The following is a 16,397-nucleotide window of genomic DNA, read 5'->3' as shown; positions in this document are numbered from 1 at the left end:
CCACGCACTCACCCCGTGCGCGACGGCCGGCCACGGCCCCACGGCCTACTTCCGGTTGTACAGCCGCATCGTGATCGGCCCGAAGACCAGCACGAACAGGCCTGCCCAGCCCAGCGACCAGGCGACCTCGGCGGTCGGCCAGTCACCGCCCATCAGGCCGCGCACCGCCGACGCCAGATGGGTGATGGGGCTGTTGTTGACGAAGGCCTGGAGCCAGCCCGGCATGGTCTTCGGGTCGACGAAGACGTTGGACAGGAAGGTGAGCGGGAAGATCACCATCATGCTGACGCCCATCACCGACTTCTCGGTGCGCAGCATCAGCCCGAACATGGTCCAGATCCACGAGAAGGCGAACGAGAAGACCACCAGCAGGGCGATCCCGGCGAGCACACCGCCGATCCCGCCGTCCGGCCGGTAGCCGAGGATGATGCCGACGGTGAGCATCACGGCGGACGCGATCGTGTACCGCAGGGCGTCGCCGAGCAGGTAGCCGACCATCGTCGAGGGCCGCCAGATCGGCAGACTGCGGAACCGGTCGAAGACGCCCTTCTCGATGTCGGTGTTGACCGAGACGCCCGTGTACATCGTGATCATCACGACCGACATCACGAGGATGCCCGGCAGCAGGAACTGGATGTACTCCTTCGGCGAGCCGGCCAGCGCCCCGCCGAACAGGTACGTGTACATCAGCACCATCATGATCGGGAACGCCGTGACGTCGAAGAGCTGCTCCGGCACGTGCTTGATCTTGAGGATCGCCCGCCAGCCGAAGGTCATCGAGGTCGACCAGGCGCTGGGCCGGGGCGGACGCTCCTTGGAGATGAGCAGCGCGGCGAGGGATTCGGCGCTGACCGGAGCGAGTTCCGCGCTCTCGGTGGTCGTCGCGGTGCTCATGCCGCCACCTCGTCCTTCGGGTCGTCGGAGTGGTCGGTGGAGTCGTGCGTGTCGTGCCCGGTGAGGGCGAGGAACACCTCGTCCAGGCTGGGCTGGCCCAGTGAGAAGTTGTCGACGGTGATCCCGGCGTGGGCCAGTTCGCTCAGCGCGCGGGATGCCTGCTGGGCGGCGTTGTCGTCGCTCACCGCCGCACCGAGACGGGCGGTCAGGGCCACCGGATCGTGCTCCGGCTGCACCTGCGCGTCGAGGGCCCGGCGCAGCAGGTCCGCCGCCAGGTCCCGTTGGTCCGGGTCTCTCAGCCGTAGATGGACGGATCCGGCACCGACGGACGACTTCAGCTCGCCCTTGGTGCCCTCGGCGATCACCCGGCCGCGGTCGATGACGGCGATCCGGGACGCCAGCTGGTCGGCCTCGTCCAGATACTGCGTGGTCAGCAGCACGGTGGTGCCCTGGGCGACGACGGCCCGCACGATGTCCCAGACCTGGTTGCGGCTGCGCGGGTCGAGGCCGGTCGTCGGCTCGTCGAGGAACAGCAGGTCGGGGGTGTTGAGGATGGACGCGGCGATGTCGATGCGGCGCCGCATGCCGCCCGAGTAGTGCTTGACCTGCTTCCCGGCCGCCTCCGTGAGCCCGAAGGCCTCCAGGAGCTGGGCGGCGCGGTCCCGGGCGGCCTTCTTGTGGTGGCCGAGCAGCCGGCCCAGCAGGACTAGGTTCTCGGTGCCGGTGAGGTCCTCGTCCACTGACGCGTACTGGCCGGTGAGGCTCACCCGGCCGCGTACCTCGTCGGCCTCGCGGACGATGTCGTGGCCGAAGACATGGGCCTCGCCGCCGTCCGGCCGGAGCAGCGTGGCGAGCATCTTCACGGTGGTGGTCTTGCCGGCGCCGTTCGGGCCGAGGACGCCGTAGACCGTGCCCGCGGGCACGGTCAGGTCCACTCCGTCGACCGCCCTCGTTTCGCCGAAGGTTTTCACCAGGCCCGCGGTCTCGATCGCCAGGCCGGACGTCTGCGTGCTCATGTGTCGGTTCCTTCCGAGTACGTGGGCCACGCATGGGGAGACCTTCACCGTCGCGAAAACTCATCGGTCCGGCAAAGGGATTTCGGTCGAGGAGTACCGTCCCCTTCATGCATGCGATCACGATTCCCGAACCTGGTGGGCCCGAGGCGCTGGTCTGGGACGAGGTCCCGGATCCCGTGCCCGGCGAGGGCGAGGTCCTGGTCGAGGTGGCGGCCGGCGCCGTCAACCGGGCCGACATCCTGCAACGGCAGGGCTTCTACGACCCGCCGCCCGGCGCGTCCCCCTACCCCGGCCTGGAGTGCTCCGGGCGGATCGCCGAGATCGGCCCCGGTGTCTCCGGCTGGAACGTCGGCGACGAGGTGTGCGCGCTGCTCTCCGGCGGCGGTTACGCCGAGAAGGTGGTGGTCCCGGCCGGACAGCTGCTGCCCGTGCCCGAGGGCATCGGCCTGACGCAGGCCGCGGCCCTGCCCGAGGTGACCTGCACGGTCTGGTCGAACGTCTTCATGATCGCCCATCTGCGCCCGGGCGAGACGCTGCTCGTGCACGGCGGCTCCAGCGGCATCGGCACGATGGCGATCCAGCTGGCCAAGGCCGTCGGCGCGCGGGTGGCGGTCACGGCCGGCACGAAGGAGAAGCTCGACCGGTGCGCCGAGCTGGGCGCCGACATCCTGGTCAACTACCGCGAGCAGGACTTCGTCGAGGAGGTCCGGAAGGCCACGGACGGCGCCGGTGCCGACGTCATCCTCGACAACATGGGCGCCAAGTACCTGGAGCGCAACGTCAAGGCCCTCGCCGTCAACGGCCGGCTCGCGATCATCGGCATGCAGGGCGGCATCAAGGGCGAGCTGAACATCGGCGCCCTGCTCGCCAAGCGCGCCGCCATCAGCGCCACGTCGCTGCGCGCCCGGCCGCTGGAGGAGAAGGCGGCCATCGTCGCGGCCGTGCGGGAACACGTCTGGCCCCTGTTCGCAGGCGGCCATCTGCGCCCGGTCGTCGACCGTGAGCTCCCGATGCCGGAGGCGGCCGCCGCCCACCGGGTCGTGGAGGACAGCGGCCACATCGGCAAGGTGCTGCTGATCACCCCGCAGGGCGCCTGAGTCCTAGACCCGCCGCAGCCGCAGGGCGAAGAAGGCGAGCCCGAGGCCGAGGCCGATCAGCATCAGGCCGCTGCCCAGCGGCAGGATGCGCAGGACCGGCCCGACGGGGCGGTCGGCGCGAGCGGCGGCGGCCTCCCGTACGGGCTGCTCCGTCGGTGCGGAGGGCTCGGGGACGGCTTCCCGGGGCTCCTCGGGGACTTCGGTGGCCTCACCGCCCCGCTCCCGCTCAGGGTCCTCCGGCCGTCCCGGCCGCTCCCGCCCCTCACCGGCCCGGCTCCCGGCCCGCGAGGGCTTGCCCGGGGCGGACGGGGCGGACGGGGCGGAGGGGGCGGCGAGCCCACCTCCACCGGGGTCGTACGGCCGGACGGACTGGACAGCTCCGTACGAGGCGCCGGCCCCGTACGGTGAGACGACCGCACCCGCCCCCAGGGCGACCACCAGTCCCGTCGCCCGCAGTGCGCGTTGCCATGGAGTCACGGTGGTGACCCCCTCCCGCCGTGCCCGGTAGGGCAAGATCGGCAAGTTCGGTCGGATCAAGGCAATCAGCCTCACACCGCCCCACTCGTCCGGCACTCCGGGTTCGGCCGACAGGCGGAATCGCGGCCGGCTGCCGCACCTGAGCCGCGAGCCGGATTCACCCGTTGGTGAGCAACCCGAGGCCCGGCCCACACGTCTCCTCCAACACGGTGGATCAGCCTCCTGCGGGGGCACCACGAAGGTGAGGTGCAGGCGTGCGAGAGAATGGCGGCATGGAGATGCCGAGGAACGAAAGGTCGCCGGAGAACCCGCAGATCCTGGTCGTGGGCCAGGACGGCATGGCGCTCAGCGGCGGCGGTGGGGACGAGGACTCCCGCGAGACTCCGGTCACGGAGCAGGTGGAACAGCCCGCGAAGGTCATGCGGATCGGCAGCATGATCAAGCAGCTTCTGGAGGAGGTGCGCGCGGCTCCCCTCGACGAGGCCAGCCGGGTCCGGCTCAAGGAGATCCACTCCAGCTCCGTGAAGGAGCTGGAGGACGGTCTGGCCCCCGAGCTGGTCGAGGAGCTGGAGCGGCTCTCCCTGCCCTTCACGGACGAGGCGACCCCGAGCGACGCGGAGCTGCGCATCGCGCAGGCCCAGCTGGTCGGCTGGCTGGAGGGGCTCTTCCACGGGATCCAGACCACGCTGTTCGCCCAGCAGATGGCGGCCCGCGCCCAGCTGGAGCAGATGCGCCGCGCCCTCCCGCCGGGCGTCGGCCATGACGGCCTCGACGAGCAGCCCCCGGGCGGCCGTTCGGCCGGCCGTACCGGCGGGCCGTACCTGTAACGCGTCCGCGTACCGGCCATGCGCAAGGGCCCGGCAGCCTCGGCTGCGGGTCAGGACACCTAGGGCCCGGCAGCCTCGGCTGCCGGGCCCTTGCGCAAAGCGCGTCAGGCCGGCGGGTTGCCCGTGGAGACGCCGAGCTCGATCTCGGGCATGTTCTCCGGGTCCACGTCGGTGCCGGCGGACGGGAACTGGTTCATGACCGTGCCGTCGCCGTAGGTGTTCTCGTCCAGGCTGTTGATCTTCTTCTCCCAGCCGGCCGCCTGGAGGCAGGCCTTGACCGAGGTGATGTCCTTGAACTTGAAGTCGGGCATCCGGATCTTGTCGGGGTCGTTGTACGACTCCTGCGGCTCCGTGCACTCCTCGGTGTCGATCGTCTTCGAGGTGTCCGGCCCGCGGTAGCCCGGCTTCTTGGAGGCCGAGGCCGACGCACTCGCGCCGCTGCCCCCGCCGCCCTGGTCGTCCTCGCCGCCGTTGTTCATCAGCAGGGCCGCGATCAGGCCGCCGACCGCGACGAGGGACACCACGATCGAGCCGATGATCACCGGCTTGTTGCTCTTGCCGCCGCCCCCGACCTGCGCGGTCTGCGGCGTGAGGTTGTACGGCGGCGGGGTCGACGGGCCCGGCTGCGGGGAGTAGGCGGCGGGCGACGGCGTCTGGTAGCCGCCCTGCTGCGGGTAGCCGTACGCCGGGGACGGCGCCGCCGGGGCGGGCGTGCCGTACGGGTTCGGGGGCGGGGTCGGCTGGTACGGCGTCTGCACCTGGCCCGACGGCGCGGGGGTCGCCTGGTCGACCGGCGGGAACACGGCCGAGCCGACGCCCGCGCCGCTCGGGGTCTGCGTGCCCGGGACGATGCTCGGCGGGGCGGCCTGGAAGGACGACCCCACGCGCAGGCACTCGTCGCGCATGGCCTCGGCACTCGGGAAGCGCTCGTTCGGGTTCTTCTTCAACGCGCGGGCGATCAGCGCGTCCACGGCCGGGGGCAGCGCTCGGTTGACCGAGGACGGAACCGGCGGTTCCTCCTGCACGTGCGCATACGCGATCGCCAGCGGCGAGTCCGCTTCGAACGGCAGCCGCCCGGTGACCAGTTGGAACAGCATGATGCCGACCGAGTACAGGTCGGAACGGGCGTCCACACCGCGGCCGAGGGCCTGTTCCGGCGAGAGGTACTGCGGGGTGCCGACGACCATGCCGGTCTGTGTCATCGACGTCACACCGGACTGCATGGCGCGGGCGATGCCGAAGTCCATGACCTTGACCACGCCGCGCTTGGTCATCATCACGTTGCCCGGCTTGATGTCCCGGTGGACCAGCCCCATCTCGTGGCTGATCTCCAGGGCCGCGAGCACGTCCGCGGTGATCTTCAGCGCCTTGTCGGCGGGCATCGCGCCCTGCTGCCGCACGTCCTCGTCGAGCACCGAGCCCAGCGGGCGGCCCTCGACGTACTCCATGACGATGTACGGCGTCGTCATGCCGTCGAGGGTGTCCTCGCCGGTGTCGAAGACCGAGACGATGTTGGTGTGCGTGAGCTTGGCCACGGACTGGGCCTCGCGGCGGAACCGCTCGCGGAAGGCCTGTTCCCGGCCGAGATCGGTGTGAAGTGTCTTGATCGCGACCTGCCGGTCGAGCACGCTGTCGTACGCGAGGTGCACCGAGGCCATGCCGCCCTGGCCGAGAAGATCACGCAGCTGATAGCGGCCATTGGCGAGCGCCCGCCCCGTGTACTGGCCCTGTGCGCCGTCCTGGCTCATGTCCCGTTTCCCCCGTAGCCCTTGAGGCGCCGCCGACTGTCGCTGATCCGATGCTGATCCGCGCGATCCGCGTTGATCCAAACCGCCATTCCCGGCCAAGTCTGCCCCAGGGCACTGACACGTCAAGCTCGGTGCCCGTTCCGTGACCGTACGCGAAAGAAGCGTCGCGGAAGCGTTACAGGGGACGTACCGCCGGTCCACGGAATTTGCACGACAGTACGGAGTGAAGGTTTCATGGCGCGTCCGTCCCGTGCCGGTCCTGGCCCCCCGTCTCGGACCGGAGGCTTGCGCGGAGGCTGTAGCGTGGCCGACGGAGACCGTAACAACACCGCGCGCACCGCGGGCAGAAACGACGGCGAGGACTGATGGCACAGCAGCAGCGCGCTCAGGGCCCGTCCGAACCCGAGGCGACTGGCGGCGGCATGTCGGACGCGCCGGAGTCCTGGGGTAACGGCGGGCTGGTCGGGGACGGCCGGTACCGGCTGACCCGCAGACTCGGCCGGGGCGGTATGGCCGAGGTGTTCGCCGCCGAGGACGTCCGCCTCGGGCGCACCGTCGCTGTCAAGCTGCTCCGTTCCGACCTCGCCGAGGACCCGGTGTCCAAGGCGCGCTTCACGCGCGAGGCCCAGTCGGTCGCCGGCCTCAACCACCACGCGATCGTCGCCGTGTACGACTCCGGCGAGGACGTCGTCGGCGGCCAGTCCGTGCCCTACATCGTCATGGAGCTGGTCGAGGGCCGCACGATCCGCGACCTGCTGCTGAACGCCGAGGCGCCGGGCCCCGAGCAGGCCCTGATCATCGTCTCGGGCGTCCTGGAGGCGCTCGCCTATTCGCACCAGCACGGCATCGTGCACCGCGACATCAAGCCCGCCAACGTCATCATCACGCACAACGGCGCCGTGAAGGTGATGGACTTCGGCATCGCCCGCGCCCTGCACGGCGCGCAGTCCACGATGACGCAGACCGGCATGGTCATGGGCACCCCCCAGTACCTGTCGCCCGAGCAGGCGCTCGGCAAGGCCGTCGACCACCGCTCCGACCTGTACGCCACGGGCTGCCTGCTCTACGAACTGCTCTCGCTGCGCCCGCCGTTCACCGGCGAGACCCCGCTGTCGGTGGTCTACCAGCACGTCCAGGACATCCCGACGCCGCCTTCCGAGGCCTCCGACGCCTGCCCGCCCGAGCTCGACGGCCTCGTCATGCGCTCCCTCGCCAAGGAGCCGGACGACCGCTTCCAGACGGCCGAGGAGATGCGCGGGCTGGTCCAGTACGCGCTCCAGATGCTCTACGACCAGGGCGGCCACACCGGCACCTGGAACACCGGCCCGGTCGACATGCACGAGGGCCGGCACACCCCCTCGGGCGGCTTCGCCAGTACGGCCGTGATGGGCCACCCCGGGGACGCCTCCGGCACCGCGCAGATCCCGTCGCCGATCCTGCCCGCCGGCTACGGCGGCGGGGACGACGGCGGCTTCGAGGGGCACGGCAACAAGGGCGGCGGCCGCGGCAAGCTGTGGGTCCTCGCCGTGCTCGCGGTGATCGCCGTCGCCGTGGGCGTCGCGCTGGCACTGAAGACGACGGGTGACGGCACGGACAGCCCCGGCGTCAAGGAGTCGCCGAGCACCTCGCAGACGACCGAGAAGAAGACGCCCAGCGAGACGCCGAGCGACGAGCCGACCGACGAGCCGACCGACACGTCCACGGACGACGGCTCCGGCACGGGCTCCGGCGGCGGCCAGTGGACGCCGTCGTACACCCCGTCCTACACGCCGTCGCCGAGCGCACCCGAGACGCCCACCGGCCAGCCGACGGGCCAGCCGACCACCGAGGCGCCGACCGACGAGCCCACGGACCCGGAGCCCTCGGACCCGGCGACGCCGCCGGACGACACGGGCGGCACCGACGCGGGCGGCGCGACCGGTGTCGTCGGAGGAGCGGGCGAGGGCGGCTGACCCGGGACCGGCTCCCTGACCGGACCGCCGGGACGAAAACGGATGATCCACGCGCGCGTGGGACCCGGAAACGGGCTCCACGCGCGCGTGCCGTTTCGGCGCGCCGGAAAGTGGACTCTTCCCGTGACGTGGGTCACCGGGTTAACGTGCGGTTGCTCCGGCCTCCTGCAAGGCTGTGACCAGGGCCCCTTCCACACCTTCCCGATTTACTTGGATATCCAAGCAAAATCGCAGGTCAGATGGGGTTTCACAGAGATGTGATGCACTGGGTAACGTGCCCTTTGCAGGGCGCTCGCCGGGGCACCTGTCACGCCTGTTCCCGGCCGAGTGGCACCCACCCCGTGCCTCGGTGGTCGGAACAGGTGAGCCGCTCCCCCGAGCTCAAAAGAGCAGGGGGGACCCCCAGGCCTACCGGCAACCCCGTGGCCCGGACCGACGGAGGAGCACACGTGACCGTGGAGAGCACTGCCGCGCGCACACCGCGACGCAGCGCCGGAAGCAAGGCCGGCACCACCGGCACCAAGCGCACCACCCGCACGACCGCCAAGAAGGACGCCGGCACCGAGCCCCAGCTCGTGCAGCTGCTGACGCCCGAGGGCAAGCGGGTCAAGAACGCCGAGTACGACAAGTACGTCGCCGGTGTCACCCCGGAAGAGCTCCGCGGCCTGTACCGCGACATGGTGCTCACCCGCCGCTTCGACGCCGAGGCGACCTCCCTGCAGCGCCAGGGCGAGCTGGGCCTGTGGGCCTCGCTGCTCGGCCAGGAGGCCGCCCAGATCGGCTCCGGCCGGGCCCTGCGCGACGACGACTACGTCTTCCCCACCTACCGCGAGCACGGCGTCGCCTGGTGCCGCGGCGTGGACCCGACCAACCTGCTCGGCATGTTCCGCGGCGTGAACAACGGCGGCTGGGACCCGAACGGCAACAACTTCCAGCTCTACACGATCGTCATCGGCTCCCAGACGCTGCACGCCACCGGCTACGCCATGGGCGTCGCCAAGGACGGCGCGGACAGCGCGGTGATCGCCTACTTCGGCGACGGCGCCTCCAGCCAGGGCGACGTGGCCGAATCGTTCACCTTCTCCGCGGTCTACAACGCCCCCGTCGTGTTCTTCTGCCAGAACAACCAGTGGGCCATCTCCGAGCCGACCGAGAAGCAGTCCCGCGTGCCGATCTACCAGCGCGCGCAGGGCTTCGGCTTCCCGGGCGTCCGCGTGGACGGCAACGACGTGCTCGGCTGCCTCGCGGTCACCCGGTGGGCCCTGGAGCGGGCCCGCGCCGGCGAGGGCCCGACCCTCGTCGAGGCGTTCACCTACCGCATGGGCGCCCACACCACCTCCGACGACCCGACCCGGTACCGGGGCGACGAGGAGCGCCAGGCCTGGGAGGCCAAGGACCCGATCCTGCGCCTGCGCCGCTATCTGGAGGCGTCAAACCACGCGGACGAGGGATTCTTCGCGGAACTGGAGGCCGAGTCCGAGGCGTTGGGCAAACGAGTGCGCGAGGCGGTCCGCGCCATGCCGGACCCGGACCACTTCGCCATCTTCGAGAACGTCTACGCGGACGGACACGCGCTCGTCGACGAGGAGCGCGCCCAGTTCGCCGCGTACCAGGCGTCGTTCGCCGACGAGGGGGGTAACTGAGATGGCCGACAAGATGGCTCTGGCCAAGGCGATCAACGAGTCGCTGCGCCGCGCCCTGGACTCCGACCCCAAGGTCCTGATCATGGGCGAGGACGTCGGCAAGCTCGGCGGCGTGTTCCGTGTGACGGACGGCCTCCAGAAGGACTTCGGCGAGAGCCGCGTCATCGACACCCCGCTGGCCGAGTCGGGCATCGTCGGCACGGCGATCGGCCTGGCCCTGCGCGGCTACCGCCCGGTCGTGGAGATCCAGTTCGACGGCTTCGTCTTCCCGGCCTACGACCAGATCGTCACGCAGCTCGCCAAGATGCACGCCCGCTCGCTGGGCAAGGTCAAGCTCCCCGTCGTCGTGCGCATCCCCTACGGCGGCGGCATCGGCGCGGTGGAGCACCACTCGGAGTCCCCCGAGTCGCTGTTCGCGCACGTGGCGGGCCTGAAGGTGGTCAGCCCCTCGAACGCGTCGGACGCGTACTGGATGATGCAGCAGGCCATCCAGAGCGACGACCCGGTGATCTTCTTCGAGCCCAAGCGCCGCTACTGGGACAAGGGCGAGGTCAACCCGGAGGCGATTCCCGGCCCGCTGCACAAGGCCCAGGTGGTCCGCGCGGGCACCGACCTCACCCTCGCCGCCTACGGCCCGATGGTGAAGCTCTGCCAGGAGGTCGCCGACGCGGCCGCCGAGGAGGGCAGGAACCTGGAGGTGCTCGACCTGCGCTCGGTCTCCCCGATCGACTTCGACTCGATCCAGGCGTCGGTGGAGAAGACACGCCGCCTCGTCGTCGTCCACGAGGCACCGGTGTTCTTCGGCTCCGGCGCGGAGATCGCCGCGCGGATCACGGAGCGCTGCTTCTACCACCTGGAGGCCCCGGTGCTCCGGGTCGGCGGCTACCACGCGCCGTACCCGCCGGCCCGCCTGGAGGAGGAGTACCTGCCGAACCTGGACCGGGTGCTGGATGCCGTCGACCGCTCGCTGGCGTACTGAGGAGAGGGTCGTGACGACGATGACGGAAGCGTCCGTACGCGAGTTCAAGATGCCCGACGTGGGCGAGGGACTCACCGAGGCGGAGATCCTCAAGTGGTTCGTCCAGCCCGGCGACACGGTCACGGACGGCCAGGTGGTGTGCGAGGTCGAGACGGCGAAGGCGGCCGTCGAGCTGCCCATCCCGTACGACGGCGTGGTGCGGGAGCTGCACTTCCCGGAGGGCACCACGGTCGACGTGGGCACGGCGATCATCGCGGTGGACGTGAGCGGCGGGGCCGCCCCCGCCGCCGAGGAGCCCGCGCCCGTCGCCGAGCAGCCCGCGGCGCCCCGGCCCGCCGAGGAGCCGAAGGCGCAGGGCTCCGGCCGCCAGCCGGTCCTGGTGGGCTACGGGGTGGCGGCATCGTCCACCCGCCGTCGCCCGCGCAAGGGCCCGGAGGTCCCCGTCCAGCAGGCCTCGACAGCGATCCAGACGGAGCTGAACGGCCACGGGGCGGCGCCCCCGGCCGCCCCCGCCGGCCGGGAGCGCCCCCTCGCCAAGCCCCCGGTCCGCAAGCTGGCCAAGGACCTCGGCGTCGATCTGACGACCGTCGTCCCGACCGGCCCGGACGGCATCATCACCCGCGAGGACGTGCACGCGGCGGTGACGGGGCCGCAGACAGCGCAGCCGGAGGCCGCCCCCGTGGCCGCCGCCCCGGTGCCCGCGCCGGCAGCGGTGTCGTACGACACCGCCCGTGAGACCCGTATCCCGGTCAAGGGCGTCCGCAAGGCGACGGCGGCGGCGATGGTCGGCTCGGCGTTCACCGCGCCGCATGTCACGGAGTTCGTGACCGTCGACGTGACGCGCACGATGAAGCTGGTCGAGGAGCTGAAGCAGGACAAGGAGTTCGCGGGCCTGCGCGTGAACCCCCTCCTGCTGATCGCCAAGGCGCTGCTCGTCGCGATCAAGCGCAACCCTGACATCAACGCGTCGTGGGACGAGGCCGCCCAGGAGATCGTGGTCAAGCACTATGTGAACCTGGGCATCGCGGCGGCGACCCCGCGCGGCCTGATCGTGCCGAACATCAAGGACGCCCACGCCAAGACGCTGCCGCAGCTGGCCGAGTCGCTGGGCGAGCTGGTGTCGACGGCCAGGGACGGCAAGACGTCCCCGGCGGCCATGCAGGGCGGCACGGTGACGATCACCAACGTCGGCGTCTTCGGCGTCGACACGGGCACGCCGATCCTCAACCCCGGCGAGTCCGCGATCCTCGCGGTCGGTGCGATCAAGCTCCAGCCGTGGGTCCACAAGGGCAAGGTGAAGCCCCGTCAGGTCACCACCCTGGCCCTGTCGTTCGACCACCGCCTGGTCGACGGGGAGCTGGGCTCGAAGGTCCTGGCGGACGTGGCGGCGATCCTGGAACAGCCGAAGCGCCTGATCACCTGGGCGTGAGCCGGCCGCGGCGGCCCTCTGCCCTCGGGCGGGGGGCCGCCGGCGTCCGCCCGCCGGGTGAACCAGCGGTACGCCGAAGAGCACAAGAAGCTCCGCAGACCCGCCCAAGTACCCCACAGTAAGCGGTTTAGCCGGACATACGATCACTCTTCATGCGCGACCCCATGGTGCTCAGGGCCCAGCGATTCGTGAACTCCGTCTACGGCAGCCGTATCGGCACGACCGTGGAGGAAACCGGCGAGACCGACTGGGCGACCCTGTACGCACTGACCCGTGCCCTCCAGTACGAGCTGGGCATCACGGCACTGTCCGACAACTTCGGCCCCACCACCCTTTCGACGCTGACCGCCAAGTACCCCGAGCTGAACGCGGACACCGTCCCGTCCCCCGACTTCTGCCGCATCATCCAGTCGGGCCTGTACTGCAAGGGCTACGACGGCGGCGACCTGGACGGCACGTACGGCGAGCGGGTCCAGGCCGCGGTCACGAAGCTCAAGACCGACATGGGCCTCGAACAGGCCTTCCCCGGCGCTGATCTGACGCCCAAGGTGTTCAAGGCGCTGCTGACGATGGACTCGTACGTCCTCGGCACCTCCGGCGCCCGGCAGGTCCGCGAGGTGCAGCAGTGGCTCAACGGGCGCTACCTGAACCGGCAGGACTTCTTCGTCGTCGCCTGCGACGGGCGTGTGTCCCGGGACCTGGCCCGGGCGCTGGTCCTCGGCACGCAGTACGAGCTCGGCATGGCCGACGGCACCGCCAACGGGAACTTCGGCCCCGGCACCCAGTCGGCCCTGAAGGCGCACCCCGTGCGGCAGGGCGACAAGGGCGTCTACGTCCAGTTGTTCTCCGCCGGGATGGTCGTGAACCGGCGGCCCGTCGCCCTCACCGACACCTTCGACTCCTACCTCGCCGCGGCCGTGCGGTCCTTCCAGAGCTTCGTCGCTCTCCCGGCCACGGGCGAGGGCGACTTCGCGACCTTCGCCTCCCTCCTGGCGTCCTACGGCGACCAGTCGCGCCAGGGCAAGGCCTGCGACACCATCGCCAAGGTCACCCCGGCGCGCGCGGCGACGCTCAAGGCCGCCGGGATCACGTACGTCGGCCGCTATCTCACCAACCCGAGCGCCACGTCCCTGCCGGAGAAGGCCATCCAGCCGGGCGAGCTGCAGGTCTTCGCCCAGCAGGGCCTGCGCTGCTTCCCGATCTACCAGACCGTCAACAACGACGCCTCGGACTTCGACTACGTCGCCGGGCGGACGGCTGGGTACGCGGCGGTCAACGCCGCCCTGGACCACGGCTTCAAGAAGGGGACCCGGATCTTCTTCGCCGTCGACTTCGACGCGATCGACGCCGAGATCACCGCGAGCGTCCTGCCCCACTTCAAGGGCATCAAGGAGGCGATGGCGGACTCCGGCCACCCGTACGAGATCGGGGTCTACGGCTCCCGCAACGTTTGCGCGCAGGTCGGCGCGGCCGGTTACTCGACGGCCAGCTTCGTGGCCGACATGTCACCGGGCTTCGACGGCAACGCCGGGCGCCCGCTGCCGGAGGACTGGGCCTACGACCAGTTCGTCATCCGCACCCTCGGCTCGGGCGACGCGCAGCTGGAGGTCGACGTCGACGTCGCCTCGGGGCGTGACACCGGGCAGGGCTCGTTCAACCGGCCGCGGCCCGCCGTCCCGGACGTCGCCCTCGACGAAGGCCAGGTGCCGGCGCTGCGGGCCGACCTCGCGCGCTACATGCGGTCGATCGGACGCCCGGACCTGGGCGGTGTCGGCAGCGACGCGAGGCTCTACACCAACGCCCAGGCGGTCGAGGCGATCCAGGACCAGGACGGGCTGATCACCGAGCTGTCGCACACGTACACGATGCGCAAGGCGCTGATCCAGACGGCCGTCTACTGGGCCATGCGCGACTACAGCCTCGCCGACCAGGCCACGGACCAGCAGGTGGCCGACCACCACCTGACGGGCTCCGGGCAGGTCAGGGACTCGCACACCGGCATCGGGCAGATCAGCGGCTTTGACGCCATCCAGGCCTGGAACCACTGCATCGGCTGGGGCTACACCACGGGCGACCGCCGCGACCCGGCCAAGGACGCCGACCTCTGGTCCGTGTGGCAGCAGCTGAGCAAGGACAACACGTTCAGCGTGCGCACGGCGGCCCTGGTCCACCTGTGGGGCGTCCGCGGCAGGCCGGGCGGTCAGCTGCCGCCCGGCGACCGGGTCACCACGCCGCGGTCCATGCGCCTGGACCTCGCCGAGTTCGAGATCACCGAGCTGCTGCGCCGCTACCGGGCCTGGGACCCCGACGTGGAGGCGCAGACGCACCAGAGCCTGGCCGTCTACCAGATCTTCGAGAAGTACAACAGCATCGCCCGCAACGCGTGAAGCGTCGCCGCGACGCGTGAATCGCTGGAATGAGAGCCCGTTGAACCTCAACCTCCCCCACATCCCCCGTCTCACCCGCAGACGGTCCGGACCGGCCGCCGCACATCGCCGCGGTCTGTCCCGCCGCGCCCTGCTCGGCCGCATCGCCGCCGTCGGCGGTGCCGTGGGCGTCGCCGCCCTGCCCGTCTCGCACTTCCTCTCCCAGGCGTACGCCGACGCGAACAACCCCATCCCGGGCCGCGTACGGGACGCCCTGCGCAGCGCGCAGGACCGGACCCGGCGCGTGCTGGCCGGTTCGCGCTCCCACAACGGCTGGGAGATGGAGAACGTCGCGGACGACGGCGGCACCGTCTACACCCGCCCCGTTCCCGGCACCCCGCTCAAGGGAATCGCCGTCCGCATGGGCGACGTGGAGACCGTCCTCGTCCATCTGGTGCGCCGGTTCCACTACGAGGTCGACGGCCTGCGCCGGGGCGACGTCGCCGGCTGGCACGACCCGTCCGGCGTCGGCAAGGGGCGGCCGGAGTCCAACCTGGCGTCCGGTACGGCGGTGCGGATCCGGCCGGGCTTCTACCCGCGCGGTGCCCGGGGCGGCTTCTTCCCGCAGCAGGAGGTCGTGATCCGCGACATCCTCGCCGAGCTCGACGGCGTCGTCCGCTGGGGCGGCGACGACCCCACGCCTGACGAGTCCCTGTTCTCCATCGACGTACGGCCCGGTGACAAGCGGCTGGCCGAGGTCGCGGCACGGATCCGCGGCTGGCAGCTGGAGCCGGGGGCCGGTGCGGGTGCCCCGGTGAACGTGCTGGTCGGCGGCCGGCGCAAGGCGGCCCGGGCGCTGGAGCGCCGGCAGCGCACGGCTGTGTGACGAACGAAAGGGGGGCTCACCGCCGTCGGCGGTGAGCCCCCCTTCGTGGTGCCCGTCCTGCTTGCGTTACTTCGCGAAGCCGTAGTTCATCAGCTTCGTGGCGTCCGACTTCCGCGCGTCCTTGTCGGTCGAGGCGAGGACCGTGCCGATGACCGTCTTGCCGTTGCGGGTGGCGGCGAAGACCAGGCAGAACCCGGCCTCCGGGCCGGAGCCGGTCTTCACACCGATCGCGCCGCTGTAGCTGCTCAGCAGCGGGTTGGTGTTCTCCCACGGGGCCATCGTCCGTGTGCCGCCGGACTTCGTGGTCGTCTTCGCCGTGTACTTCTTCGTCTTGACGACCGTGCGGAACATGGAGTTCTTCATCGCGCTGCTGGCGAGCTTCGTCAGGTCGCGCGGTGTCGAGTAGTTGGCGCCGTTGCCGATGCCGTCGAACGAGTCGAAGTGGGTGTTCTTCAGACCCAGGTCCTTGGCGGTGGTGTTCATCTTGCCGATGAACGACTTCACGCGTGCCGCCCGCGTCGAGCCCGAGCCGAACTTGTCGGCGAGCGCGTACGCGGCGTCGCAGCCGGACGGCAGCATCAGCCCGTACAGCAGCTGGCGGACGGTGACCTTGTCGCCGACGATCAGCTTGGCGTTCGACGCCCAGTTGTTGTCGACGATGTAGTCGCTGTACGCCTTCTGGACCGTGACCTTGCTGTCCAGGTTGAGCTTCGGCTGCTTCAGCACCACCAGGGCGGTCATGATCTTGGTGGTCGAGCCGGTGGAGCGGCGGGTGTCGGCCGCCTTGGTGTAGAGCGACTTGCCGGTCGCGTTGTTCATCACGTAGCCGCCCTTGGCGGCGATCGAGGGCGCCGTGGCGGCCTGCGCCGGCGCAACGGTGAGGGCTCCGGTCGCGAGCATGGCGCCGGTGGTCACGGCGACGGCCGCAGCTCTGCGGAGACGGGTGCCCTTAATGCCGGTTATCAAGTGAAGTACCCCGATTACGTTGAATGCCCCAGGTGTGCGGCCGACTTGAGGACGAGGGGAAAGGGGCCGCACGTGTCTCACTCGTAACTAGCACATCTGGTTGTGCCGTTGCCGACC

At 70.8% G+C, this 16,397-nt stretch carries 13 protein-coding genes; 8 read left to right on the top strand and 5 right to left on the bottom strand.

Annotated elements, in window-relative coordinates; all coding sequences use genetic code 11:
- Nucleotides 1-45 precede the first annotated feature (45 nt).
- Both ACH4G3_RS13080 and ACH4G3_RS13075 read right to left on the bottom strand, forming a co-directional pair.
- Nucleotides 46-894 (bottom strand): ABC transporter permease, encoded by an 849-nt coding sequence (locus ACH4G3_RS13080; RefSeq protein ID WP_397624524.1) that lies wholly within the window; start codon nt 892-894, stop codon nt 46-48.
- Nucleotides 891-1,910, bottom strand: a complete 1,020-nt coding sequence (locus ACH4G3_RS13075; protein WP_397624523.1) for an ATP-binding cassette domain-containing protein — start codon at nt 1,908-1,910, stop codon at nt 891-893. Before ACH4G3_RS13075 ends, ACH4G3_RS13080 begins: the two co-directional genes overlap by 4 nt.
- 107 nt (nt 1,911-2,017) lie before the next feature.
- Here ACH4G3_RS13075 and ACH4G3_RS13070 point away from each other — a divergent pair, with 107 nt between their 5' ends.
- Nucleotides 2,018-3,007 (top strand): NAD(P)H-quinone oxidoreductase, encoded by a 990-nt coding sequence (locus ACH4G3_RS13070; RefSeq protein WP_397624522.1) that lies wholly within the window; start codon nt 2,018-2,020, stop codon nt 3,005-3,007.
- A 3-nt stretch (nt 3,008-3,010) separates the two neighbouring features.
- Here ACH4G3_RS13070 and ACH4G3_RS13065 read toward each other — a convergent pair whose 3' ends face one another.
- On the bottom strand, nt 3,011-3,484 hold the full coding sequence (locus ACH4G3_RS13065; protein WP_397624521.1) for a hypothetical protein: 474 nt from the start codon (nt 3,482-3,484) through the stop codon (nt 3,011-3,013).
- Nucleotides 3,485-3,756: 272 nt separating this feature from the next.
- Here ACH4G3_RS13065 and ACH4G3_RS13060 point away from each other — a divergent pair, with 272 nt between their 5' ends.
- The gene (locus ACH4G3_RS13060; RefSeq protein ID WP_397624520.1) at nt 3,757-4,311 is read left to right on the top strand and encodes a bacterial proteasome activator family protein; all 555 of its coding nucleotides are present in this window, start codon (nt 3,757-3,759) and stop codon (nt 4,309-4,311) included.
- A gap of 104 nt (nt 4,312-4,415) precedes the next feature.
- Here the strand turns inward: ACH4G3_RS13060 and ACH4G3_RS13055 are convergent, their stop codons facing one another.
- Nucleotides 4,416-6,059, bottom strand: a complete 1,644-nt coding sequence (locus tag ACH4G3_RS13055; RefSeq protein WP_397624519.1) for a protein kinase domain-containing protein — start codon at nt 6,057-6,059, stop codon at nt 4,416-4,418.
- Between the two features lie 365 nt (nt 6,060-6,424).
- On the opposite strand from ACH4G3_RS13055, the gene ACH4G3_RS13050 reads away from it, so the two are divergent.
- The 6 genes from ACH4G3_RS13050 (at nt 6,425) to ACH4G3_RS13025 (ending at nt 15,314) form a co-directional block, all read left to right on the top strand.
- Nucleotides 6,425-8,011, top strand: a complete 1,587-nt coding sequence (locus tag ACH4G3_RS13050; protein WP_397624518.1) for a protein kinase domain-containing protein — start codon at nt 6,425-6,427, stop codon at nt 8,009-8,011.
- A gap of 449 nt (nt 8,012-8,460) precedes the next feature.
- The gene (pdhA, locus tag ACH4G3_RS13045; protein ID WP_354737619.1) at nt 8,461-9,654 is read left to right on the top strand and encodes a pyruvate dehydrogenase (acetyl-transferring) E1 component subunit alpha; all 1,194 of its coding nucleotides are present in this window, start codon (nt 8,461-8,463) and stop codon (nt 9,652-9,654) included.
- A gap of 1 nt (nt 9,655) precedes the next feature.
- The gene (locus ACH4G3_RS13040) at nt 9,656-10,633 is read left to right on the top strand and encodes an alpha-ketoacid dehydrogenase subunit beta (RefSeq protein WP_354737617.1); all 978 of its coding nucleotides are present in this window, start codon (nt 9,656-9,658) and stop codon (nt 10,631-10,633) included.
- 10 nt (nt 10,634-10,643) lie between these two features.
- On the top strand, nt 10,644-12,062 hold the full coding sequence (locus ACH4G3_RS13035; RefSeq protein WP_397624517.1) for a dihydrolipoamide acetyltransferase family protein: 1,419 nt from the start codon (nt 10,644-10,646) through the stop codon (nt 12,060-12,062).
- Nucleotides 12,063-12,214: 152 nt separating this feature from the next.
- On the top strand, nt 12,215-14,449 hold the full coding sequence (locus ACH4G3_RS13030; RefSeq protein ID WP_397624516.1) for a glycoside hydrolase domain-containing protein: 2,235 nt from the start codon (nt 12,215-12,217) through the stop codon (nt 14,447-14,449).
- A 40-nt stretch (nt 14,450-14,489) separates the two neighbouring features.
- Nucleotides 14,490-15,314 (top strand): twin-arginine translocation signal domain-containing protein, encoded by an 825-nt coding sequence (locus ACH4G3_RS13025; protein WP_397624515.1) that lies wholly within the window; start codon nt 14,490-14,492, stop codon nt 15,312-15,314.
- A gap of 66 nt (nt 15,315-15,380) precedes the next feature.
- Here the strand turns inward: ACH4G3_RS13025 and ACH4G3_RS13020 are convergent, their stop codons facing one another.
- Nucleotides 15,381-16,280 carry a D-alanyl-D-alanine carboxypeptidase family protein gene (locus ACH4G3_RS13020; protein WP_397624514.1) on the bottom strand — a complete coding sequence of 300 codons (900 nt, stop codon included), beginning with the start codon at nt 16,278-16,280 and terminating at the stop codon, nt 15,381-15,383.
- Nucleotides 16,281-16,397: the final 117 nt, after the last annotated feature.

This window comes from Streptomyces afghaniensis (genome assembly GCF_044327915.1).
In the GTDB taxonomy this organism is placed as follows: domain Bacteria; phylum Actinomycetota; class Actinomycetes; order Streptomycetales; family Streptomycetaceae; genus Streptomyces; species Streptomyces afghaniensis.
Note: the sequence above shows the minus strand (reverse complement) of the source record. Positions and strands in the feature narration are given on the sequence as shown.

What these genes read in the sequence shown, in the direction of transcription:
- ACH4G3_RS13080 (WP_397624524.1), bottom strand. Translation starts at nt 894, where the DNA reads ATGAGCACCGCGACGACCACCGAGAGCGCGGAACTCGCTCCGGTCAGC.
- ACH4G3_RS13075 (WP_397624523.1), bottom strand. Translation starts at nt 1,910, where the DNA reads ATGAGCACGCAGACGTCCGGCCTGGCGATCGAGACCGCGGGCCTGGTG.
- ACH4G3_RS13070 (WP_397624522.1), top strand. Translation starts at nt 2,018, where the DNA reads ATGCATGCGATCACGATTCCCGAACCTGGTGGGCCCGAGGCGCTGGTC.
- ACH4G3_RS13060 (WP_397624520.1), top strand. Translation starts at nt 3,757, where the DNA reads ATGGAGATGCCGAGGAACGAAAGGTCGCCGGAGAACCCGCAGATCCTG.
- ACH4G3_RS13055 (WP_397624519.1), bottom strand. Translation starts at nt 6,059, where the DNA reads ATGAGCCAGGACGGCGCACAGGGCCAGTACACGGGGCGGGCGCTCGCC.
- ACH4G3_RS13050 (WP_397624518.1), top strand. Translation starts at nt 6,425, where the DNA reads ATGGCACAGCAGCAGCGCGCTCAGGGCCCGTCCGAACCCGAGGCGACT.
- ACH4G3_RS13040 (WP_354737617.1), top strand. Translation starts at nt 9,656, where the DNA reads ATGGCCGACAAGATGGCTCTGGCCAAGGCGATCAACGAGTCGCTGCGC.
- ACH4G3_RS13030 (WP_397624516.1), top strand. Translation starts at nt 12,215, where the DNA reads ATGCGCGACCCCATGGTGCTCAGGGCCCAGCGATTCGTGAACTCCGTC.